We start from the raw sequence: 22,027 nt of genomic DNA on the forward strand, positions 1-22,027 counted from the left end.
ACCTGCCTTTTTCGTTATTCATCAATGTCCTTCTTTTTAGAAGCCTTTTCCTTACTAAAACGAACCGGATTGCTGGTTCTTAAAAACTGCGGGCGAAGTGCTTGGCTTTTAAATGGGAACCGAAATAAGGCATCTTTGAAATCCTTTATTCTGAGTGGAAAAACAGGTTCCATAAATGGCAAGCCAAGCGATGTAAGCCGAAGCAAATGAATAAGTAGAAAACAAAATGCGATTGTTATCCCGAGCAAACCCCATAATTCGGCCATGAAAAGAAACGGAAAACGCATAATCCTAATCGTATTGCTCATTTGGTACACAGGTGTTGTGAAGGAGGCAAGAGCAGACAGGGCAATAAAAATCAAAAGAACATTGCTCGTAAGACCAGCTTCAACAGATGCTGTCCCGATAACAATACCGCCTACGATGCCGATTGTCTGGCCGACCTTAGTCGGAAGCCTAGCTCCTGCTTCTCTTAATAGTTCAATCGTTACTTCCAGAAACAATACTTCAAGAACTGGCGGGAAAGGAACAACCCGCCTTGAGGTAACTAACGTAATTAATAAGTCCTTTGGAATTAATTCATAGTGGTACGTAACCACCGCAACATAAAGAGGTGTAATCAAAATCGAAAACGTAACCGCAAATAAACGTATTAACCTGATAAAAGAAGCAAGAATCCAGTTAAGAAAGTAATCTTCAAACGAGTTAAAAAACTCTGTCAAAGTGGTTGGTCCGATTAGTGCATGTGGTGAGCCGTCCACTAAAATAACAACTTTCCCTTCTGCCAGGCTGGATGCAACCCGGTCCGGTCTTTCTGTATCAAGCAGTTGCGGAAAAGGAGAATGCCCGTTGTCTGAGATCATCTGCGTAAAATACGAACTGTCAGCGATTTCGTCCTTTTCAATATCATCAATCCGCTGCTTAACCGTATTGACAATTTCTTTATTTATGATTCCGTCGATATAGAGAACGATTACTTTCGTTTTTGATAATTTTCCGACGCAGAATTCTTCCGCTATTAGCTCCTGAATAGGTAAACGTTTTCGAATCAAGTTCAAGTTTTGCCCAATGGCCTCGACAAATGCTTCTTTAGGGCCAACGACGCTGAATTCAATTTCTGGAGCCGTAACCGATCGAACAACTTGTTTGGACGCAGAGATAAAGGCAAATTCACTTGTATCTCCTTCAATTGTTAGCATTACATACCCGTTAAGCAGTCTTTGGGGGATATCAGCTGTGTTGCTTGATAGCTCTACATCCGCAATCGGAAGCAGCTTTTTAACATCGGCTATTTTCCAAAACTCTCCATTAAGTAAAGAGGGGAGGACATTATTGTCCAGCACTTCTTCTTCAACGAGTGAGGATAGAAAGGTAAAGTGAAATTTTTTTTCTGACTCTTGATTAAGATAGAAAGTTTTTGTGTAATCTCTTGATTTAGTGAGTTCCTTTTCCCAGTCTTCGATATAATCGTTTGTTTGTATATTTTGTTCTGGTTCACTTTGTTCATCTTTTAGGTAATCTGCTAGGTAGTTTTGGTTAGGTCTGCGTTTTTTAAGTCTGAATAAATTAAGCATTAGCCACACCATTTCGAATGTTTGCCTTTATTTTTACCGTAATTGGTAAGATTATCCCGTATAAATGGGATAGTAATCTTTATTTTTTCATTTCAGCTAATGAAAAAGATTATGTGAAAAAATATGTGATTTGTCGGGCGTTGTCATCAATTGGTGAGGAAAGATAAATAAGATAACAATGAGTAAAGGAGCTTTTCTATAAAGAAAGGCTCCTTTGCTTTTGGAGGTATATGTATATAACACGCAGGACTTCCACGGCTTTTGTTAGCTAGGCGTGAAGCCCGTTATGTAAGGTATCAGAACAGGTTATAAATATGTGCTACTAATGAATTTAGGAGGACTTGTAATAAACATTTTCCACATTCCTTTCTGAGTGAGCAAAAAGCGTGAAAAAGGCATTTGGAGGCAACTTCATTTTAACTCGTAGGTTTGAAAAGTGAAAATAACAAGTCATTATTTTGCTGAAAAAGAAAATAGGTGTAATAGTTGATTCAAAGGCATCTCAAAAGGGGTGCCTTTTTGGGGTACAAAACCATTCCCGTAATCATCTTCTAACTAATTACAGCAAGATTTGGAAAGTCTAACTAACCCCATTTTGATATCTTATTATTATTCAAAATAACTTTACGAACGAGAAAGGAGCATAAACGAGAGTGTAATCACTTTAAAGTGAAATTAAAAATCTGAATCAATCGGTAGTTTTTTGATAGGTGTATATATGTGGTAGGCGGAATCAAGATTGTGAATATTATCAAAAGCTTGAATGAGTTCGATATGTGAATTCTCAGTTTCCCGCTTTGAGATCTTTAAAAACCTTGCAAAATCAGTGACGAGGACGTCTCCTATGTCAAGTAAATCACCAAAATATTTAAATTTAGCACAAAAGAGCTGCGGTATATCAACGGTAAAATAATAGGGCTTATCTATTTGTATATCATATGGAATTCCGAAAAGAACCTTGAAACGGGTTGAATTTGGCTGGCAGTCTGAATAAATGACATAACATGGACCATTTATTGTCTTATCAATGTTATCTAATAGCATTTTTGAATGAGAGCGGATCTTCGTTTTGTAATCATCAGTTGCAAGATCAACTTCAAAGGCTATGCCACTGACCCTGATTGTTTTGAACTCCGTTAGGGTGAAATCGGTGACAATATCACCATTGATGTTTTTAATGGGTCTTTTAACTACTGAAGGTATTGGCATTTGAGATATGGTCGTATCCTTAACTCTAAGAGAGCTTGGTGCTATACCATATTGGTGTTTGAAGGCACGGGTGAAGGATGCTTGAGTTCCGAAGTTTAGCCGATAAGCAATATCTGTTAGAGATAAGGTGTCGTTTTGAATGAATTGTAGTGATGCATTCAATCTTCTGGACAGTATGTAATTGTTTAATGAACAACCCATCATGGCAGAAAAAAGTCTATGAAAATAGTATTTTGACATGTTGAAGGTATTCGCAACAGAATCCAATGATAAAGGTTGTTGAATATTGTTTTCAATATATAGCAAGGCATCCTTAATTACATCATAATGGTCCATAATAACTCCTTATATCAATGTTTTTATGATCCTCATAACCAGTATAACATAGGAAATTCAATTGGTAGTTATTTCAAGGGGGGTAAAGATCATGACAAGAGACAGAATGAATGGAATTATCATCGGCATTTTATATATAGCAGCTGCGGTCACTTCGGTCATAGCTGTTGTCTTTTATCAGCCGATATTGTCAGAGCAATGGTATATGTCCGTAGCAAATGGATTTCAAACGAAGATTTTGCTCGGTGTAATGAATGATTTTTTACTTGTAGTGACAGCTATTGGGACAGCAGTCATGCTGTTTCCTTATCTTCGCCGTTGGAATGAGCATATTGCATTAGGGTATCTTTGCTTTCGATTTATGGAAGCTGTTTTTATTGCAATAGGCTTAGTAAGTATATTAGGTTTATTACATCTTAGTACACATTATGAAGCAGACAGTTTAACAGGTGAAGAAAATCTTCTTACTATCGGTTTAATGTTGCAGGCCTTTTATCGTTGGACTTCTATGTTAGGTCCAAATCTCATGTTAGGCTTAAATACGATCATGTATAGTTATTTACTTTTTAGAACAGGCTTAGTGCCCAAAACGTTAGCGCTATTTGGGATGATTACAGCTGCCCTTGTATTTATAGCCGGTTTATTAGAAATGTTTGGTGCAGTAGAGCCTTTCTCTACGACAAAGGGACTCATTGCTCTACCTGTGGGCGTTTATGAGATGAGCTTGGCAGTCTGGTTGATTGTGAAGGGATTTCATAAACAAAAGCTTGAAAAACTAAAAGTGAATTAGTGTTTTCAAATCTATTAATGATGATGTAAATTTTTACACTGTAAAAAAGGATAAATTTCTAGCTGGAAGCCAATTCGACGTAGTGAGAAATTTGAGGAATACAGTATAAGTGCAACTACGCCTCTGTCTTCGCCCAAGGGCAGGGCTTGCTAATCGGCGAGTTTTCTTTAACAAGAGAAATAATTGACAGATTATTGCCAAAAATAGAAAAATATAATATATTTATTATGGATATAGAGTTGATGCTCTGTTCTAATTGGAAAATTGAAGTAAGTAGTGAAATCTAAAATGGTAACGAATTCTAGAAATGTACGCTAGATTTTAAAGCCACAGTAAGAAGCAGGGAATCATCTGCTCTTATTGTGGCTTTTTTATTTCATTAAATTAGGAAAGGAGATCTGCCTTATGGTTATGCATGGAACTAATCAGAAAAGTGCCCTTTTAAAAGCATATAGAGATACGAACATGAATCAGGACTTCTCAATTCTATCCCAAAATCATGATGCGTTTCTATTAATTGACTTGCAAGGGAAGGTTGAATATGCCAGCCATGCTTGTGAACCACTATTAGGTTATTCAGGAGATCCCCTACAGCAATTAACATTACATAAACTGTTTATCTCGGACTTTTTAAATCAAGCGCATACCTTCTTTAAAGGCAGAGAACAGGAGAAACTTGATAATTTTGATGCTCAGGTACAAGTGAACGACGAAGGTATCTTAGATGTTAATGTTACCTCCATTCCCATTTTCTTTGAAAAAGCTTTTCTTGGCTCGTATCTAGTCTTAAAGGATATTACATCCATCAAACAAAATAGGCTTACGATGGAACATGAAAAAGAATATCATACTTTAATTAGTAGTTTGTTCCGCGTATCGGAGAAACAAGCTACTGCTGCGCAGCTGGCAGCCGGGATTGCCCATGAGATCCGCAATCCAATTACAGCTATCAAAGGCTTTCTACAATTATTAACGGGAGAAAACGTTGGTAATAAAATTTATTTCGAAATTATGCATTCTGAGATTGACCGAATTGAAGCAATTCTAAAGGAGTTAATGGTGCTCGCCAAACCATCCAAGCAAAAATATGAAAGAGTAAATCTTCAAGCTTTATTAGATCAAGTTGTTACCTTAATGACATCACAGGCCCTTTTAAATACTATTCAAATAGAAACACAATTCGATTTTACCAATCGATGGATTTTAGGTGATAGTGACCGATTGAAGCAAGTTTTTATTAATTATATAAAAAATGCAATTGAAGCTATGCCTAATGGGGGAGTGCTGCGAATACATGGGAGTTCCCCTGCTGATGGGCAGGTTCGAATCAGCGTCATCGATCAGGGTTCCGGAATCCCGTCCGAGATTCTTAAGCAAATTGGCAAGCCCTTTTTTACAACAAAAGAAAACGGAACAGGACTTGGCATGCTAGTCAGCTGGCAAATTATCAAGGAGCATAAAGGGGACATATACATAGAGAGTGATTCAAAAGGAACCTCCATTCATGTAAAATTACCTTTATTATCACAAGAATGAAGCTTCATTTACTAATTTTTATCTGAATGTGTTGTTATCCTTTGGAAATGATGTTAGAATGAATTTTGTCTAATGTCTTGCAGTCATTAGTTATCTTATTCTGTTCAAAAGTATCATTTTAAATAAACACTATCTTATTGTGATGGTAAATGGTAGAAGCTATTTTTATAGTCGTCTTAACCGTGGCCTAACTTCCTATTTGTGAAGTTAGGCCTTTTTATTTTTTATAAGGGGGATTTGAATGGTTGTAACTCAAGAAGATTTGCTATCTGTTAGTAGTTCTTTCAGTAGAATAATCAAGCGCGGAATCGGAAAAGGACCTGAAGCCTGTTATACAGTGCTAAAAGCAAACCGATTATACGTTTATATCCGTAATTTTATGACACCTGCTGAAGAAATCTTAACTGACAAAAAGGAATATAATTTAGTAATAAGATATCGGTCCTCTGTTATAGCAGCTTTGTCCGATGAGTTATTACAAGAAGCATCACAACTTTTAGGAATTCCCTTTGAATCCTTTTATCAAGATTGGAACTATAATACTAACTCTGGCATTTTACTGCTGGTGAATAATGACTTCAATCCTGACGTGAAGATAGATGAAAGTTTCGAGAGGAAGTTATTTCCGTTAGTTCGAATGGTAGGTTCACAGCTACATAAAATCCCGAGTGGGCTCAAGATTGTCAAGTATACCCGTAATATCTGTGTAGTTGAATCTAAAGGAATTATGCTTCCACTGGAACACTTACTTTTAGAACAAGGAAATATAGAGTTACTATTAACCCATGCTGCAGAAATTAAAAAGGGATACATTCAGCATAGAGAATTATTTGAAGAAGCATTTAATGGATTGATTGAGGACTTATTCATGATGTGGGATTATAAACAAAATAAAAGCTATTTGATTTTTAGCTTTAACAAGGTTTATACCTGAATAGTAAAAATCTTACTGCCTGGACATGATAATGTAAGGCAGTATTTTTTTGCCTTTGTCGAAAGCGAGGTTGAACCACTTATGTCATCGCCACTACAGCAAAAATTAATGGATATAAGCAGCCTAACCAGCAAATTGTTAAGAAAAAATTTTGGCCGTGGTCCGGAAGCTTGCTATGCTTATGCAAATGAGCAATTTTTAGTTTTTTACATACGAGGATTCATGTCTCCATTGGAGTCTATTTTGCTGGAGAACGGTAATCCCGATAACATCGATATTTCTCGGAATATAGTTATGAAAACGGTCCTTAATCAATTGAAGGGTATTATTGAACTGGAATTTGAACAGGATGTCGAATGTTTTTACCATGATTGGAACTATCCGCAAAATACAGGGATGATAACAGTTCAATTTGAAGGTGATATCACTAAACAAGTCCATCAGGATAATGGTTCTATTGATTTGAAACCATTAATTGCTGAGGTGGAAAGAATTAGTATTTTGGTACAGAAAAAACCTGAGAAAACCGAGGCATTCTTTATCTCTCCAAAGATGTATTTGGTAAAACGGGATGGAATTTTAGTTCAAATTGAAAAGCAGTTAATCATAAAGGGATATGAACAGACACTCATGGTTACCAAGGATGAGCTAGAAAAGTCATATTTACATCGTGATAGCCGCTTTGAAGAAATCTTTAGGAATCCTGTCGCAGATATTTTTGTGGATTGGGACTTTAATGAAGATAGGAGTATTATGTGTTTTGTTCTCAAGTAAGCACTGAAAGGGGTAGAAAGATGGGCGGTTTGGGAGAACATTGGAAAGGACATTCCTGCACAATAGCAGCTCGATGGAATCTTACCTGAAAATGAGAATTATTGATATCTTTGTTGATTGGGATTTCGAGCCTGATAAAAGCTAGATTGTTTTGATCACCAATCCAAAAGAATTGAAGGGTAAAGACAATTGAAATAAAGTGAATTTTGTATAGTAAGCCATTTGAGTGGATGAGTAAAGAAGACCCTCTCAAAGGTCATTTAAATATATTGGAGAGGGTCTTCTTTACTTTTGAAAATCTATCTACTGATAATTTCATTTTCAACAGGTGCCATATTGGGATTATTTTGTATATATCCAAGACTGCCGCGAGTAAAGACAATAATTAGTAAAGCTAGAGCCCCAAATCCGATAAGGAAGGGTAAATCTGTGCGAGTCAAAATGGGTACTGAGAGATTTGATTGCAGTGTGCTAAAGGCATTAATGCTGGTGTGCAGCAAGATAGCGATAAATAGACTGCCCTGTGTATGATTGAAGACCCAAGTAAAAATGATTAAAATAGCTATACACAACACGATAAAGATTGGTAAATTGATATAAAAAATAGCTAAGCCAGTTCCGGGACCGCCCCTTTGAGGTGCTGTTAAGAAATGCGGTAAATGCCATAAGGCCCACAGAACCCCCATGAATAAAGATGCTTTCAATGCTCCATATCTTGATTGCATTCGCGGTAAGGCAAAACCGCGCCACCCTATTTCCTCAGACAATGGCCCGCCAAAAAAGAAAATAAGCATAAATTGTATAAGGTATCCTACAAAGTATGAAGACGTTAGGCCGTGGAAATCCGGCAGTGTTCCACCGTTTAAGACAATGATCCCTAGAAACATCACCGCAGGAATTCCGATAAGAATGAATAGGTACCATTTCAATCCAGCTTTGACTTGCTTCAAGCCTTTTCTTACATTTTGCCAGGCTTCTTTTCCTCCTATAATACGATGCATAATATACGAAGCCAATAACGGACCGGCAAATGAATTAAGCGCAAAGGAAACGGCAAACGCTTTAGTATTGGGCAAGATATTCCATTGTGATAAGATATAAGGAATTAATGTAATCCATGAGAATCCATATGACATGACAAAGAATGAGATCAATGGCCGAGAAGCTAGCAATTTCTTTAGGCCCGACGATGATGTTTGTTCGGCTCCTAACAACGAATTCAACATAAACCACCCCCTTCAATTAATTAGGTAACATCTCTTTACCGAGAGCCTGCAATTGTTTTACCTTTCTAAATTTAATAAAGGAAACGATTTTCCAAGGTACAACATAACTGCAAGCCACTGTAAAGAAAAGAATAGTCAAGCTTGCTGGATCAATGCCCGATATAAATTGTCTTAATACGATTCGAATCACCACAACTCCAATCAATGCGATAAAAAAGGTGTTATTTTTTTGTGCATAAATCTGTCCATCCTGACGAATTTCATAGTTGGTAGCAACATAAGAGGAACTGCAAGCAATGCCCCAATTAAAGCTGCAACAGCCATTTCCCGTATTTTTAAGTGCATTTGAAGGCTCGAAAATGCATAAATTCCTGGAATTAAATAGAACATAGGAAGCAGTATTTTGATGCCTGAGCCTTGAATCGGATGAACCATCGCCCTAGTACGTCTCCAAAACACCAATCCGGCAATTACAATAATTATTCCATACATTCCTATTCCGTTCATTTTTCCTTCTCCTTCTCTATAAGCTTATTTTCAATTGAATTTTGTTTTTCTGTTTTACATCTTCATTATAAGTTCATTGACCTTCCCGAATGTAGTAACGTTCGTCAACAATTGCTATGTGACTTTAGTCATCATTTTGATGTGACTTTGAATTATGTTTTTTCTATCAAATGAAATAGTATAATATCTTTATATGTATATAGGTTTTTTCGGAGGAGATAGGGATGGTTAACAGCAAGTCTAAGAAAATGGTTTGGGCCTTTAAAGTGGTGATTAGCTTTTTGATTTTGTATGAAATTGTGGCTCGCGAAGGCTTTTCAACGGAAATGAAGGCTGTATGGATAACGGGTATTTTGCTGCTGCAGGCTAATGATTTTTTCAGAAATCACTATCGCTTATGGGAGTGTTATCGAATTCTTTATACAGTCTCAATGGTAGTGAATATTGCAGTAATCGGTATCTATATGGTGTTGTTTGATAGTCCTGCAACCGGGATTTATTATGTATTTCCTCTTGTGGAAGTTTTTTTGACTGGCCGGTCGATTCAAACTGGAATTGTAGCCGTTCATGTTGTTGTGTATTTGGCAGGGATGGTAATGGCGAAGGCGGATGTTCAAGAAGCATTGATACCCTACATGGCGATGCTGCTTTTGGTTTATTTGTTTCGGGCAATCAGTTTAGAGAGAGAGAAAAAGGCCAGCTGTTAACTGCCGAATTGATAGAGGCACACGCCAAGCTGAAGGAAATTACAATTGTCAAAGAGAGAACGAGAATCGCTCAGGAAATGCACGATTCCATCGGACATTCGCTCATTGCTTTGCGGATGCACTTGGAATTTGCTGAGAATATGATTGAAGCCAATCCGCAAAAGGCGGGGGAAGCAATTGTGAAAGCTCATGATTTTTCACAAAAATCGATTAAGGAGCTTCGGAAGGCTGTTGCTGTATTGAAAGATCAATCGGTAAACAGTCAAATTGATCTTGAGGAATTATTGAACGACATGATAGAAAGCTTGCAAACCTCAGGGAAGTTAAAGTTCACGCTGAATTTTGATAAAGAGGTAGAGTCCGGCAATCAGGACATGAAAAATTGTATTTATAATTCAGTGCGTGAAGCGGTGACCAATGGTTTAAAGCACGGCAAAGCCCAGCAATTCTTGATCAACATCACTAAAAGTAGCGAAAAGATACGCGTAATTGTGGAAGATGACGGCGAAGGCTGCAGTCAAATCAAAAAATCTCATGGTCTACAAGGAATTGAAGAACGCATTGGTTTATTGAATGGAAAAGTGAGCTTCTCATCAGAAAAAGGACGCGGGTTTAAGCTGTTGGCCGAAATACCTGTCATGTATAAAACAAATGCTATAAAGACGGGGGTAATGTAAATGACAAAGGTGATGATTGTAGACGACCAGGCAATGGTAAGAGAGGGCTTCAGATTAATTCTGAGCATGCATGAGGAGATTGATATTGTCGGGGAAGCCGAAAACGGGGAAGAATTGCTCAAGTTATTGGAGAATATGCTGCCTGACGTTATTCTCATGGATATTCGAATGCCGGTGATGAACGGTATTGATACGTTAAAAATCGTGAAGGAAACCTATCCCGCTGTGAAAGTCATTATTCTGACTACCTTTAATGAGGACGAGTACATATTCAACGGATTGAAATATGGCGCAGACGGCTATATTCTCAAAGACTCCAATTCTAAGGAAATTATTAAAGCGATTAGGGCGGCATGTGAAGGTAATATGCTGCTTCATTCACAGGTAAGCTCGAAAATTTCCAAAGTACTGCATTCTATGGAGCTTGCATCTGTGGACGAAAATAGACTCCAGGAGCAGTTAGGCAATCCATTGACACCGAGGGAAATCGAAGTTGTGGAGCTGCTGATGGAAGGGAAAAGCAATAAGCAAATCGGCAGCGTATTGTTTTTAACGGAAGGTACGGTTAAAAATTACATTTCCCGGATTCTTGATAAGCTCGAGCTTAATAACCGTACTGAACTTGTGTTGTATTTGCAGAAAAAGCATTAGACGGGAACCAACGGGTAAAATATAGTTTTTTATCTTTATAAATTCACTAACACCCCATGTGTTGTTGCATACACTCTGGACATATGGGGGGTGTCCTACAACTCATTTTAAAAAAGGCAACTTTCTTGTGAACTGCACCCAAATTGTTAGACACAATGACAACTAACAATTTGGGTGCAGTTTTTTTATATTGTCAGAAAGGATAAATATCTAGCTAGAAGCGAATTCGACGTGGTCGGAAATTTTAAGAATATAAGTAGGGCTACATCTCTGTCTTCGACCAAGGGCAGGGCTTACCAATCAGCGAGTTTTCTTTATTGAGTTTTAGTTTGACATGGTATGCGTTTCATAATTTACACTCATACCAAATAACAGGAAGCGGGGGGAAGCTCTTATGTTTGCATTCATTATACTTTGCTTTGTTATCTATTTGGCCACTTACTTTTGTTTAAGGGCATCTGGACAATCGATGGAAGTGGAATCAATTCAGTCCATCAATGATTATTTCATTCAATCTAATGAGAAATAACTTTTACCTCTAAGTCAATTTAAATGGTATTGCTGAGAATACTAAAACAAATTCTTGAAAATTTACAATAACCAGTTAGAAAATTGACAAGGGGCTACCATCGTTTTTTGCACTTTAAGAAAGTATAAATTCCCAGCCAGAAGTTCATTCAGCGCAGTAGGGAATTTTAGAAATAAAGTATATGTGCAACTACGCCTCTGTCTTCGCCCAAGGGCAGGGCCTGCCAATCGGCGGAGTTTTCTTTAAAAAAGGTGAGTGTATGACAAATATTAAAGACTTGGCAAAGATGGCTGAAGTATCTGTCACAACAGTTTCCCGTGTATTGAATAATCACCCGTATGTCAGTGAAGAAAAACGGAAAGCTGTTTTAGAGGCGATTAAGGTCAGTAATTATCATAAAAATATAAATGCTGTTCATTTAAGTAAGGGAAAAACACAGCTGATGGGTGTAGTTCTTCCTTTTTCGGATCATCCTTATTTTGCTCTATTATTAAAGGGGATAGCCAAGCAGGCATTGGAACATAACTATAAGTTGGTCTTATTTCAAACTGATTACATGGAGAGCAGAGAAATGGAAGCTCTGCAAATGTTAAAGCAAAAACAGATCGATTCATTAATTATTTGCTCGAGAGCCTGTGATTTGTCTACGATTGAAGAGCATTTGCCATTTGGACCAATTGTATTATGTGAAAGCATTACAAATGGAAAAATAGCATCCACTTTTGTAGACCAATACAAAATTTTCTCTGAAGCATTAGAATATTTGTATCATAAAGGTCATGAAAAAATTGGGTATTGCATTGGCAGAAGATCAGGAGCAAATAGTCATGATCGGAAGCGTGCATATAAGGATTTTATTGCAAAATATAATTTATCATACAATCCTGACTATATTATTGATGAGTGCCTATATTTTGAGGACGGTGAAAAAGTCATCAAACAAATAAGTGAAATGGATACACCGCCATCAGCATTACTAGTTACAAATGATCAAGTCGCATCCGGAATTGTTACCTGCTGCCACAATCAAAATGTATCCATACCCGATGAACTTGCGATAATCGGTTTTGATAATCAACCGATAGCTCAAATGATGAATATTACAACAATAGACTTGCCTCTTGAGGAGATGGGAAACAGCCTTTTTCTTCAAGCTGTAAATGGGGATGTATCCAATCAGGAAATGTTTGTTAAGCTAATTGAGAGAGGAACTGTTTAAGCGTGTGTATCTGCCGCTGTTTATGGTTTTGATGCATTATAACGAGAATGACTTAAAGCAATTGAGACTAAACAAATTATATACCGAAAGTTGGGACAGAAATGATGGAACGAAGTGTTATCTTTTTTGATATAGATGGAACCTTGCTTACTCATGATAAAGACTTGCCCTCTTCAACAAAAGAAGCCATTTTTGAATTAAAGGAACAGGGGCATGAAGTAGCTATCGCAACAGGACGAGCTCCTTTTATGTTTGAGGATTTGCGAAAAGAATTGGATATTCGTACTTTTGTTAGCTATAACGGCCAATACGTCGTGTTAAATAATGAAGTATTATATGCAAACCCATTAAATATCCCATCTCTTGAGAGGTTAACAGAAGCAGCTCTTCACAACAATCATCCTGTTGTTTTTATGGATCATGAAGATATGAAGGCGAACGTTCCAGAGCATAACTATATTAAGGAAAGCATTGCTACTCTAAAAATTAGCCGTTTTCCTGCGCATGATCCGCATTATTACAAGGGACGCGAATTGTATCAAACCCTGCTTTTTTGCCCAGAGGGAGAAGAACAGCAATACGAACAGGAGTTTCTGGATTTTGATTTTGTGAGATGGCATCCTGTTTCAGTCGATATTCTCCCAAAGGGGGGATCAAAAGCTAAAGGGATTGAAAAGCTCGTTGAAAAACTAGGATTTCCAGAAGAGCGTCAATATGCCTTTGGGGATGGATTAAATGATATCGAGATGCTCTTAGCTATAAAAAATAGCGTGGCAATGGGGAATGCGGAAGAAACGGTTAAGGCTGCTGCAAAGTATGTTACAAAATCTGTTGAAGATGATGGAATTCTTCATGGTCTTCAAATGGTGGGTTTGTTATAACCTTAGAAGATAGATACTTTATTCCGTTTTCTATTCATTGTATTATCTAAAACCGAGTATTCAAAAACATTGGTATCATATAACAATCCCTAGTGTTATTTGCTACTTGTGAGGGAGGATTCGTAAAAGATATAGGTATGAGTATCAGAGCCTTCTCGTTTGAGGAGGCTCTTATTATTTAGGATGGACCTTTAATGCAAAAGAATTTAGAAAGGTTTTATAAGTTTCAAAACGAACTGCGTATCAATGGTAAGAGGAATTTTACTTTTCTGCCATTAAAGTTGGTAGATGCAAAAATTAATTCATCTCTTTTTTGAGTATCCTATAGTGCAAGATTGTGAAGTTTTTTTGGAAAATAGTTACTAAGTTTCTGTCAAAATGCGGTTTTTCTACTGCTACAAAAATAAGATATTAGAGGTTATTAATGGAAAAAAGACTATAATTTTAACTATAGCAAACGCTTACAAAAAATTAAAAATAAAATCAAAATTTCAAAAAAGAGGTGCTTATGATGTTAAATGGTGAAAAGAAAATTGCAAGACCTTTCAGATGGGCGATGATAGGTGGAGGCCGATTAAGTCAGGTTGGATATAAGCATAGAACGGGTGCATTAAGAGATAATACTGCTTTTACCCTAGTGGCAGGAGCTTTTGATATTGATGCAGAACGAGGGAAAGAATTTGGAGCAAATCTCGGCGTTAATGAAAATCGCTGCTATTCTGACTACAAAACAATGTTTGCTGAAGAGGCAAAGCGAGAGGATGGGATTGAGGTTGTCTCTATTGCGACTCCGAACGGAACTCACTATGAAATTTGTAAGGCCGCGTTAGAAGCTGGTTTACATGTTATTTGTGAGAAACCTTTATTCTTCACTTCTGAAGAAGGTGAAGAAATTAAAGAATTGGCGGAGAGAAAAGGAAAAATTGTTGGGGTAACATACGGTTTTTCTGGAAATCAAATGCTGCTTCAAATGCGGGCAATGATCGAGCAAGGAAAAATTGGTGACATTCGTATGGTCGAACTGCAGTATACGCATGGCTTTAGTGCAAATGATGCAACAGATAAAACAAGTGATGCGCAAAAATGGCGTGTTGATCCTAAGGTTGCAGGTCCAAGCTTTGTGTTAGGGGATCTTTCTACACATACCTACTATATGTCCCAGCTGATTATGCCGCAGATGAAAATTAAGAAGTTATTATGTGACCGCCAGAGCTTTGTGGGAAGCCGCGCTCCTTTAGAGGATAATGCTTATGTTCTCATGCATTATGAAAACGGAGCAGTAGGAAGACTTTGGACATCCTCTGTCAATGCAGGATGTATGGATGGGCATAGAATTCGCATTGTAGGATCGAAGGGAAGCCTAGAGTGGTGGGATAACAAAGGCGGCGAACTTAGATATGAAGTGCAAGGTGAGCCTGCCCAAACTTTAATTCGTGCAATGCCTTATTTAGATGATAGCTGCAATGCTGATGAACGTTTAGGGGCGCTGCATGTAGAAGGCTTGTCTGACTCTTGGGCAAATATTTATCTCAAATTTGCCATTGCGATGGATGCTAAAAACCGAAATGATGACGAAGCATTAAAAAATCTTGTTTACCCTGATATGAATGCTGGCTTGGATGGCATTCGCTGGATTGAAAATTGTGTTCGCTCTGCAGATAACGGATCGACTTGGGTAGAGTTTGAGCATGAAAAGGCTGCATTAGTGTGAAAATTTTTGTATCACTAGAGTATTGGAGAGCATGTGCTGAACAGAAAACCGGTTAAATAAAAATTGAAAGCTCATCAGTCAAAATAGCAAAAAAACAACACTCAAAGTGATATAGTATTACGATTTGCAGGCAGTATCATTGGACAATCCCTGATGTGAAAATAGAAAAAAATAAAGTATGAAGCTATAAAAATAATTATAAACAAAAGGTGCTTCGGGGAAGCACCTTTATGTTTATATATGCAATATATAGTGTAGCCTTTATTTTGCTTACACTTTAAGAAAGTATAAATTTCTAGCCGGAAGCCAATTCGACGTAGCGAGAAATTTTAGGAATACAGTATAAGTGCAACTACGCCTCTGTCTTCGCCCAAGAGCAGGGCTCGCCAATCGCCGAGTTCTTTTACAGAGTAATTACTTATGCCGCCTCTGACTTCGAAAGCGTTTGCTTTTGTTTTCTCACTCCTGAAAGATACGATAAAATTAATACAAGGATAGTTAGGACTAATGTAATCAACAACTGAGAGAGCATTTTTCCTTGAAACACACTGTTATAAAAGAATCCGCCTAGGCATCCGCCAAGAATAGGTCCTACAACTGGTATCCAAGCATAGCGCCAATTCGAATCTCCTTTACCTGGAATGGGTAATAGAAAATGTGCGATTCTCGGTCCTAAATCACGGGCTGGATTCATTGCGGCACCAGTCGATCCACCTAAAGATAATCCGAGCGTAATAATTAAGAAACCAACAGCTAATGGATGGAGACCATCAGTAAACTTATTGGCACCAATAGAGAGTATTCCTAAAACGAGAATAAAAGTTCCTAATATCTCACTTAAAATATTCGAAAACGTATGCTGAATAGCTGGACCCGTTGAAAAGACACCAAGTATAGCTTTTGGATCTTTTGTTTCTTTCCAGTGAGGCAAATATTGTAGGTATACTCCTGCCGCACCGATCATTGCGCCTGCAAACTGAGCTATTATATAGATAGGTACCTGATACCAGGGCAAATCCCCTGAAGATGCAAGAACCAAGGTTATAACTGGATTCAAATGGGCCCCGCTGAATTTCCCTACAGCAAAAATGGCTGTAGCCACCGCGAATCCCCAGGCAAATTGAATTGCCAACCAGCCTGCATTATAAGCAAAAGACTTTTTTAGAGAAGCGCCGGCACAGACACTTCCTCCTAAAAAAATTAAAATGGCAGTACCGACGACTTCTCCCCAAAAGGCAGTCATGACTAACTCCTTTCTATCTAAAGGTTTGAGATTAGACAGTAATGTTTTGATCTATAATAAAATGTAAATTTCTAACTGAAAGCCAATTCGACGTAGTCAGAAGTTTTAGGAATACAGTATACGTGCAACTCCGCCTCTGTCTTCGCTCAATGGCAGGGCTCGCCAATCCGCGAGTTGTCTTTATAACACATGACTATTCGCTTGGATAAAGAACTGTGATTGTTGATAGTTATAAGTGATTTTTGAAAAGTCGAATGGCTGGCCATTAGTTAGATGAATAATACTTTCAACGTCAAGTTTAGGTGCTCCATTCTCTAAACCTAAATACTCCGCTTCTTCTTCATTCAACTTATCTACACGAAGATATGAGTCTGAAAAACCAATCTTTAAGCCTAATCCTTCTCTTATATAATTAAATATTGATTCACAAACAATTTCTTTATTCAAATAGGTGATGATCGATTTATTATAATAGGATTCCTCCAAACATAATGTTTGCCCGTTAATATACCGAATTCTTTTTACATAATAGATATCGTCATCGAGTCCAATATTTAAATTATGAGCTGCTTCTTGTGTTGGTTTTCTCACATCTAATTCAATTACTTTTGAAGTTATATTAAAATCCTCAAGATCCTTTTTGAATCCTTGATTAGTAAGAAGGCTAATATATCCTTTTCTCTTAAGTCTTCTAACAAAAATTCCACTGCCTCTGACTTGGAATATGACTCCTTTTTTCTCTAACAGATCTAACGATTTCGTAATTGTACTCTTACTCACTTCAAATTGCGCCATTAATGCTTCTAATACTGGCAGTTTATCTCCTTGTTGGAGTGCATTATCTTCAATATACTTTTCAATTTCTGTTACAATTTGCTGGTATTTTAGCATATACATTCCCCGCTAGTTTATTTATTTCACTTTCTTTTATTTACACTGCAAGTATAAATTTCTAGCTAGAAGACCATTCGACGTAGCAAGAAATTTTCAGAATACAGTATAGGTGCAACTCCGCCTCTGTCTTCACCCAAATGTAGGGCTCGTCAATCGGCGAGTTTTTTTTACACTGTAAGAAAGTATAAATTTCCAGCTAGAAGCCAATTCGACGTAGTCGGAAATTTTAGGAATACAGTATAAGTGCAACTCCGCCTCTGTCTTCGTCCAAATGCAGGGCTCGCCAATCGGCGAGTTTTCTTTATTTCATTCAACAATCAGAAGTATAGCATAAACCTATAAAAAACTCATTCAATAATGTTATACATAAATAAATATTTTATTTGGGTATTGATTAATTGTACCGGTACAATTATAATTCGATTATACCGGTACAATAAAAATGTAAGCGTATAGATAGATTAAGGAGGGATTTAAATTGTCAGGGAAAGTTAGAGATTACCAACAGCTTGCGAAGGACATTTTAGCAGCTGTCGGTGGAGAAGAGAATGTTATTGGAGCTACACGTTGCGCAACCAGACTTAGATTAGTACTGAAACGTTCTAATCCAAAAGCAAAAGAACAAGTAGCCTCTATGCCTGGCGTAATTACAGTAGTGGAAAACGGCGGCCAATTCCAAGTTGTTATTGGGCAGCACGTAGGAGAAGTTTATGAGAAATTTGCGGGTTTAGTAAAGCTTGACACATCTGACGACGCAGGCGGGAACAAAGGAACGATATTAAACCGTGTAATTGCTACGATGTCAGCAGTTTTTGCACCATTCATATATATTTTAGCTGCAGCCGGCATTTTGCAAGGTGCGTTAATATTAATTAATTTAGTCTTTCCTAGCTTTGCAAAGACAGGAACTTATCAGGTTTTTAGCTTTATATCATGGGCATCATTTACATTTTTACCGATTTTTATCGCAATTACCGCATCGAAGCATTTTAAAACAAACATGTATATAGCGGTAGCATGCTGTGCCGCATTAGTCAGTCCAACATGGGCAGACATGGCAGCGCAAATTGCAACAGGAAAAAGCATCACTTTCTTGGGGATGGCCTTATCTAAAACTACGTATACATCTTCTGTACTACCGCCATTATTCTTAGTGTGGATTTTATCTTATCTTGAGAAGTTCTTGAATAAGAGAATGAATGAGGTAATTAGACCGTTATTTGTTCCATTTTTATGTATGGTAATTATGGTACCATTAACAATTCTAGTAATTGGCCCTATTACAACAGCGGGAGCAAACGGAATTGCAAGCGGATACAATTTCTTAGCAGAACATGTACCTGCTTTGGCTGGAGCAATTATCGGTGGATTCTGGCAAGTAGTCGTTATTTTCGGTGTGCATTGGGGCATTACGCCTATGGTATTAGCGAATTTTGATTTACATGGCCGAGATTCATTCCAAGCGTATCAAACGATTGCAGTTATCGCACAAGTTGGTGCAGTGCTTGGTGTTATTCTAAAGACAAAAAACCAAGAAGTACGTAAAGTCAGTGTTTCTGCTGGTGTAACTGGATTATTTGGTATTACAGAACCAGCAATTTACGGGGTAACTTTGAAGTTTAAGAAGCCATTTATATTTGGCTGTATTTCAGGCGCTATTGGTGCTATCGTAGCAAGTTTCTTTAATCCATATTATTTTGCATATGCAGGGCTGCCAGGACCGTTAACAGTTGTAAACGGTATCAGTGCAGACTATCCAATGTCTATCTGGGGAATTTTAATTGGGGTTGCGATTGCGGTTATTCTTCCTGTTGTTTTAATCCAGATCTTCGGATACGGTGAGGACACAGCAAAAAAAGCAGGTAATGAAAAGCAAGCACAAGGTGGAGCTGATTTACAAGTAAATAGCCCTCAAAACAATGAAGAAACAGTAGCTGCTCCATTTATCGGAAAAGTAATACCACTTGCAGAGGTTCCGGATGCAGTATTTAGTTCAGGTGCAATGGGGCAAGGGGTAGCGATAGAGCCGTCCGGCAACAAAGTGTATGCTCCGTTTGATGGAACAGTTGTTATGGTTGCGCCTACAAAGCATGCAATCGGGATGCGCTCTCAATCGGGTGTTGAATTACTTGTGCATGTCGGGTTGGATACAGTAACCCTAGATGGAAAACCTTTTACTTTGCATGTAAAAGATGGCGATAAAATTAAAAAAGGTGATTTGTTAAGCAGCTTTGATAAAGGATTTATCCAAAGTAAAGGATTAAGCACGATTACACCTATCATCATAACGAATTCACATGCTTATAAAGAAGTTATTGTCGAAGATGTTAAAGACAGTACATTAGACCAGGAATTATTTACAGTAGTGAAATAAGGAGGAAATGAAAATGGGACAATTGCCAAAAGACTTTTTATGGGGCGGCGCTTTAGCCGCTCATCAATTTGAAGGTGGCTGGAATCAAGGCGGTAAAGGGCCAAGTGTTGTAGATGTAATGACAGCGGGTGCACATGGCGTACCGCGAGAAATTACAGAAACGATTGAAGTTGATAAGTTTTATCCAAACCACGAAGCAATTGATTTCTACCATAAATATAAAGAAGACATTGCCTTGTTTGCTGAAATGGGATTAAAATGCTTACGAACATCGATCGGCTGGAGCAGAATTTTTCCAAAAGGCGATGAAGCTGAACCGAACGAAGAAGGTCTACAATTCTATGATGATGTATTTGATGAATTACTAAAGCATGGAATTGAACCTGTGATTACACTATCTCACTTTGAATTGCCGTTACATTTGGCAAGAGAATATGGCGGATTCAGAAATAGAAAAGTAGTAGACTGTTTCGTGAAATTCGCGGAAGTTTGCTTTAATCGCTATAAAGATAAAGTGAAATACTGGATGACATTTAACGAAATCAACAACCAAATGGATGTTAACAATCCAATATTCTTATGGACAAACTCTGGTGTTATGGTAAAAGAAGGCGAGAATGCGAAAGAAGTGATGTATCAAACAGCACACCATGAACTGCTTGCAAGTGCATTAGCTGTAGCAAAAGGAAAAGAAATTAACCCAGAATTCCAAATTGGGGCAATGGTATCTCATGTACCAATTTATCCTTATTCATGCAATCCAGAAGATGTGATGTTAGCTGAGGAAGAAATGAGACAACGCTACTTCTTCCCTGATGTACAGGTTCGTGGTTACTACCCAAGCTACGCTTTAAAAGAATTTGAAAGAGAAGGATATAATATCAAGTTCGAAGAAGGCGATGACGAAATCTTAAGAAATGGTACAGTTGATTATTTAGGCTTTAGTTACTATATGTCTACAACTGTCAAAAGCGATGTCGTAAATGATAACACTGGAGATGTTGTAAATGGCGGATTACCTAATAGTGTAGAAAATCCATACATCAAGGCTAGTGATTGGGGTTGGTCCATTGATCCAACTGGACTCCGCTACACATTAAACCGTTTTTATGATCGCTACCAAGTTCCATTGTTTATCGTAGAAAATGGATTTGGTGCTGTGGATACTTTAGAAGCGGATGGCTCCATCCATGATCCAGAAAGAATCCAATATTTAAAATCACATATCGAAGCATTAGAAAAAGCAGTCATTTATGATGGTGTTGATTTAATTGGCTATACGCCATGGGGAATCATCGATATCGTGTCATTCACAACAGGTGAAATGAAAAAACGTTATGGCATGATTTATGTGGATCGTGATAATGAAGGAAACGGATCAATGAAGCGTTATAAGAAGGATTCGTTCCATTGGTATAAACAAGTAATTGAAACGAATGGGGAAGAATTATAAGATATCCCCTGTTAACTTAGCAGTGAACAATAACCCGAATAATGGACGCTTATAAATAAGTGCCTTATTCGGGTTTTTATGTAGGAAGGATATGAACCGGATTATGAATCAGGTTAAGTATTGATTATGGAACCTATTTCGACCTTATTTTTTATACCGTTTAATAGTTTTATATGACTGATTTAGATAACGGATAAGCCGATAGGGTTTGCTAATAACACGAATTGGAATTTTTCCTAAAAACTCATCTAAACCTTGTTTATACTCTTCGGTAATTCTTGATGGCTTTGTTGAGATTCGATCATAGACTTCCTTTATATGATAAAATCAAAAGACTCCTTGTAATGAGGAATATATAGCATATTCCTCATTACAAGGAGAACCAATAGATAATATTCAATTAACTGACAATTCTATAGTTGTTAATGCATTCGTGTTTCTTTTTTCCATTTCATTTTTAATCATTTGGATAGCATTTTCCATTACTTCTTTGTATTTTTCTTTTCCGTTCCATTCTATGTGAAAGATATTTTTACCTTCATAACCAGGGTCTTTACGAAACCTTGAAAAAACAGTGAATCCAGATAGAATTCGGCATTCTGTAATTTCCCCATGAACATCGGTAACCATAATGCAGATTTGATTTAACTTAAATTTTTGTCGGTTCATTCCCACACCAAGATAACCTTCTGATCTTTTACTCATTTTTCTAAGTACGCTTTGATAATATTTAATGTGTAGAATCCCTGTGAGGAATTGTAAAATCATAAGGGTAACAATAATAATCAATAACTCTTTCACG

At 37.4% G+C, this 22,027-nt stretch carries 19 protein-coding genes and 1 pseudogene; 13 read left to right on the plus strand and 7 right to left on the minus strand.

The window, feature by feature from the left end; translation table 11 throughout:
• Positions 1–14: 14 nt before the first annotated feature.
• Both EP737_RS21485 and EP737_RS21490 read right to left on the minus strand, forming a co-directional pair.
• Complete coding sequence (locus EP737_RS21485; RefSeq protein ID WP_129730825.1) at positions 15–1,574, minus strand: spore germination protein; 1,560 nt, start codon at positions 1,572–1,574, stop codon at positions 15–17.
• 675 nt (positions 1,575–2,249) lie between these two features.
• Positions 2,250–3,119, minus strand: coding sequence for a helix-turn-helix transcriptional regulator (locus EP737_RS21490; protein ID WP_129730827.1), 870 nt, complete (start codon positions 3,117–3,119; stop codon positions 2,250–2,252).
• 91 nt (positions 3,120–3,210) lie between these two features.
• On the opposite strand from EP737_RS21490, the gene EP737_RS21495 reads away from it, so the two are divergent.
• The 4 genes from EP737_RS21495 to EP737_RS21510 all read left to right on the plus strand — a co-directional run bounded on the left by EP737_RS21495 (position 3,211) and on the right by EP737_RS21510 (position 7,153).
• Positions 3,211–3,909, plus strand: a complete 699-nt coding sequence (locus tag EP737_RS21495; protein ID WP_129730829.1) for a DUF4386 domain-containing protein — start codon at positions 3,211–3,213, stop codon at positions 3,907–3,909.
• Between the two features lie 405 nt (positions 3,910–4,314).
• On the plus strand, positions 4,315–5,445 hold the full coding sequence (locus EP737_RS21500) for an ATP-binding protein (RefSeq protein WP_129730831.1): 1,131 nt from the start codon (positions 4,315–4,317) through the stop codon (positions 5,443–5,445).
• A gap of 241 nt (positions 5,446–5,686) precedes the next feature.
• Positions 5,687–6,379 (plus strand): Na-translocating system protein MpsC family protein, encoded by a 693-nt coding sequence (locus EP737_RS21505; protein WP_129730833.1) that lies wholly within the window; start codon positions 5,687–5,689, stop codon positions 6,377–6,379.
• Between the two features lie 108 nt (positions 6,380–6,487).
• Entirely contained in the window at positions 6,488–7,153 is a 666-nt protein-coding gene (locus EP737_RS21510; protein ID WP_246040336.1) for a Na-translocating system protein MpsC family protein, read from the plus strand.
• A gap of 299 nt (positions 7,154–7,452) precedes the next feature.
• Here the strand turns inward: EP737_RS21510 and EP737_RS21515 are convergent, their stop codons facing one another.
• Positions 7,453–8,379, minus strand: coding sequence for a CPBP family intramembrane glutamic endopeptidase (locus EP737_RS21515; protein WP_129730837.1), 927 nt, complete (start codon positions 8,377–8,379; stop codon positions 7,453–7,455).
• A gap of 16 nt (positions 8,380–8,395) precedes the next feature.
• Positions 8,396–8,886: pseudogene (locus tag EP737_RS26970) on the minus strand (CcdC protein domain-containing protein).
• 224 nt (positions 8,887–9,110) lie between these two features.
• On the opposite strand from EP737_RS26970, the gene EP737_RS21530 reads away from it, so the two are divergent.
• The 7 genes from EP737_RS21530 (at position 9,111) to EP737_RS21555 (ending at position 15,261) form a co-directional block, all read left to right on the plus strand.
• Positions 9,111–9,593: a hypothetical protein gene (locus EP737_RS21530; protein ID WP_129730841.1), complete on the plus strand. Its 483-nt coding sequence runs from the start codon at positions 9,111–9,113 to the stop codon at positions 9,591–9,593.
• Positions 9,594–9,601: 8 nt separating this feature from the next.
• Positions 9,602–10,270, plus strand: a complete 669-nt coding sequence (locus EP737_RS21535; RefSeq protein ID WP_129730843.1) for a sensor histidine kinase — start codon at positions 9,602–9,604, stop codon at positions 10,268–10,270.
• Entirely contained in the window at positions 10,271–10,921 is a 651-nt protein-coding gene (locus EP737_RS21540; RefSeq protein ID WP_129730845.1) for a response regulator transcription factor, read from the plus strand.
• Positions 10,922–11,315: 394 nt separating this feature from the next.
• Positions 11,316–11,450, plus strand: coding sequence for a hypothetical protein (locus EP737_RS26635; protein ID WP_281278916.1), 135 nt, complete (start codon positions 11,316–11,318; stop codon positions 11,448–11,450).
• Between the two features lie 259 nt (positions 11,451–11,709).
• Positions 11,710–12,669 carry a LacI family DNA-binding transcriptional regulator gene (locus tag EP737_RS21545; RefSeq protein ID WP_129730847.1) on the plus strand — a complete coding sequence of 320 codons (960 nt, stop codon included), beginning with the start codon at positions 11,710–11,712 and terminating at the stop codon, positions 12,667–12,669.
• Between the two features lie 101 nt (positions 12,670–12,770).
• Positions 12,771–13,550 (plus strand): Cof-type HAD-IIB family hydrolase, encoded by a 780-nt coding sequence (locus EP737_RS21550; RefSeq protein ID WP_129730849.1) that lies wholly within the window; start codon positions 12,771–12,773, stop codon positions 13,548–13,550.
• 508 nt (positions 13,551–14,058) lie between these two features.
• On the plus strand, positions 14,059–15,261 hold the full coding sequence (locus EP737_RS21555) for a Gfo/Idh/MocA family protein (RefSeq protein WP_129730851.1): 1,203 nt from the start codon (positions 14,059–14,061) through the stop codon (positions 15,259–15,261).
• A gap of 418 nt (positions 15,262–15,679) precedes the next feature.
• Here the strand turns inward: EP737_RS21555 and EP737_RS21560 are convergent, their stop codons facing one another.
• Both EP737_RS21560 and EP737_RS21565 read right to left on the minus strand, forming a co-directional pair.
• Entirely contained in the window at positions 15,680–16,504 is an 825-nt protein-coding gene (locus tag EP737_RS21560) for an MIP/aquaporin family protein (protein ID WP_129730853.1), read from the minus strand.
• Between the two features lie 180 nt (positions 16,505–16,684).
• The gene (locus tag EP737_RS21565) at positions 16,685–17,395 is read right to left on the minus strand and encodes a GntR family transcriptional regulator (protein WP_129730855.1); all 711 of its coding nucleotides are present in this window, start codon (positions 17,393–17,395) and stop codon (positions 16,685–16,687) included.
• Between the two features lie 481 nt (positions 17,396–17,876).
• Here EP737_RS21565 and EP737_RS21570 point away from each other — a divergent pair, with 481 nt between their 5' ends.
• A complete protein-coding gene (locus EP737_RS21570; protein WP_129730857.1) occupies positions 17,877–19,772 on the plus strand; it encodes a beta-glucoside-specific PTS transporter subunit IIABC in 1,896 nt (631 codons plus the stop codon).
• Positions 19,773–19,785: 13 nt separating this feature from the next.
• Complete coding sequence (gene bglA, locus EP737_RS21575; protein ID WP_129730859.1) at positions 19,786–21,225, plus strand: 6-phospho-beta-glucosidase BglA; 1,440 nt, start codon at positions 19,786–19,788, stop codon at positions 21,223–21,225.
• A 396-nt stretch (positions 21,226–21,621) separates the two neighbouring features.
• Here the strand turns inward: bglA and EP737_RS21580 are convergent, their stop codons facing one another.
• Positions 21,622–22,026: a transcriptional regulator GutM gene (locus tag EP737_RS21580; RefSeq protein WP_129730861.1), complete on the minus strand. Its 405-nt coding sequence runs from the start codon at positions 22,024–22,026 to the stop codon at positions 21,622–21,624.
• Position 22,027: the final 1 nt, after the last annotated feature.

It is taken from the genome of Ectobacillus funiculus (genome assembly GCF_004138295.1).
Lineage (GTDB): Bacteria > Bacillota > Bacilli > Bacillales > Bacillaceae_G > Ectobacillus > Ectobacillus funiculus.

Coding starts and splice junctions, on each gene's coding strand:
- EP737_RS21485 (WP_129730825.1), bottom strand. CDS start 1,574: ATGCTTAATTTATTCAGACTTAAAAAACGCAGACCTAACCAAAACTAC.
- EP737_RS21490 (WP_129730827.1), bottom strand. CDS start 3,119: ATGGACCATTATGATGTAATTAAGGATGCCTTGCTATATATTGAAAAC.
- EP737_RS21495 (WP_129730829.1), top strand. CDS start 3,211: ATGACAAGAGACAGAATGAATGGAATTATCATCGGCATTTTATATATA.
- EP737_RS21500 (WP_129730831.1), top strand. CDS start 4,315: ATGGTTATGCATGGAACTAATCAGAAAAGTGCCCTTTTAAAAGCATAT.
- EP737_RS21505 (WP_129730833.1), top strand. CDS start 5,687: ATGGTTGTAACTCAAGAAGATTTGCTATCTGTTAGTAGTTCTTTCAGT.
- EP737_RS21510 (WP_246040336.1), top strand. CDS start 6,488: ATGGATATAAGCAGCCTAACCAGCAAATTGTTAAGAAAAAATTTTGGC.
- EP737_RS21515 (WP_129730837.1), bottom strand. CDS start 8,379: ATGTTGAATTCGTTGTTAGGAGCCGAACAAACATCATCGTCGGGCCTA.
- EP737_RS21530 (WP_129730841.1), top strand. CDS start 9,111: ATGGTTAACAGCAAGTCTAAGAAAATGGTTTGGGCCTTTAAAGTGGTG.
- EP737_RS21540 (WP_129730845.1), top strand. CDS start 10,271: ATGACAAAGGTGATGATTGTAGACGACCAGGCAATGGTAAGAGAGGGC.
- EP737_RS26635 (WP_281278916.1), top strand. CDS start 11,316: ATGTTTGCATTCATTATACTTTGCTTTGTTATCTATTTGGCCACTTAC.
- EP737_RS21545 (WP_129730847.1), top strand. CDS start 11,710: ATGACAAATATTAAAGACTTGGCAAAGATGGCTGAAGTATCTGTCACA.
- EP737_RS21550 (WP_129730849.1), top strand. CDS start 12,771: ATGATGGAACGAAGTGTTATCTTTTTTGATATAGATGGAACCTTGCTT.
- EP737_RS21555 (WP_129730851.1), top strand. CDS start 14,059: ATGATGTTAAATGGTGAAAAGAAAATTGCAAGACCTTTCAGATGGGCG.
- EP737_RS21560 (WP_129730853.1), bottom strand. CDS start 16,504: ATGACTGCCTTTTGGGGAGAAGTCGTCGGTACTGCCATTTTAATTTTT.
- EP737_RS21565 (WP_129730855.1), bottom strand. CDS start 17,395: ATGCTAAAATACCAGCAAATTGTAACAGAAATTGAAAAGTATATTGAA.
- bglA (WP_129730859.1), top strand. CDS start 19,786: ATGGGACAATTGCCAAAAGACTTTTTATGGGGCGGCGCTTTAGCCGCT.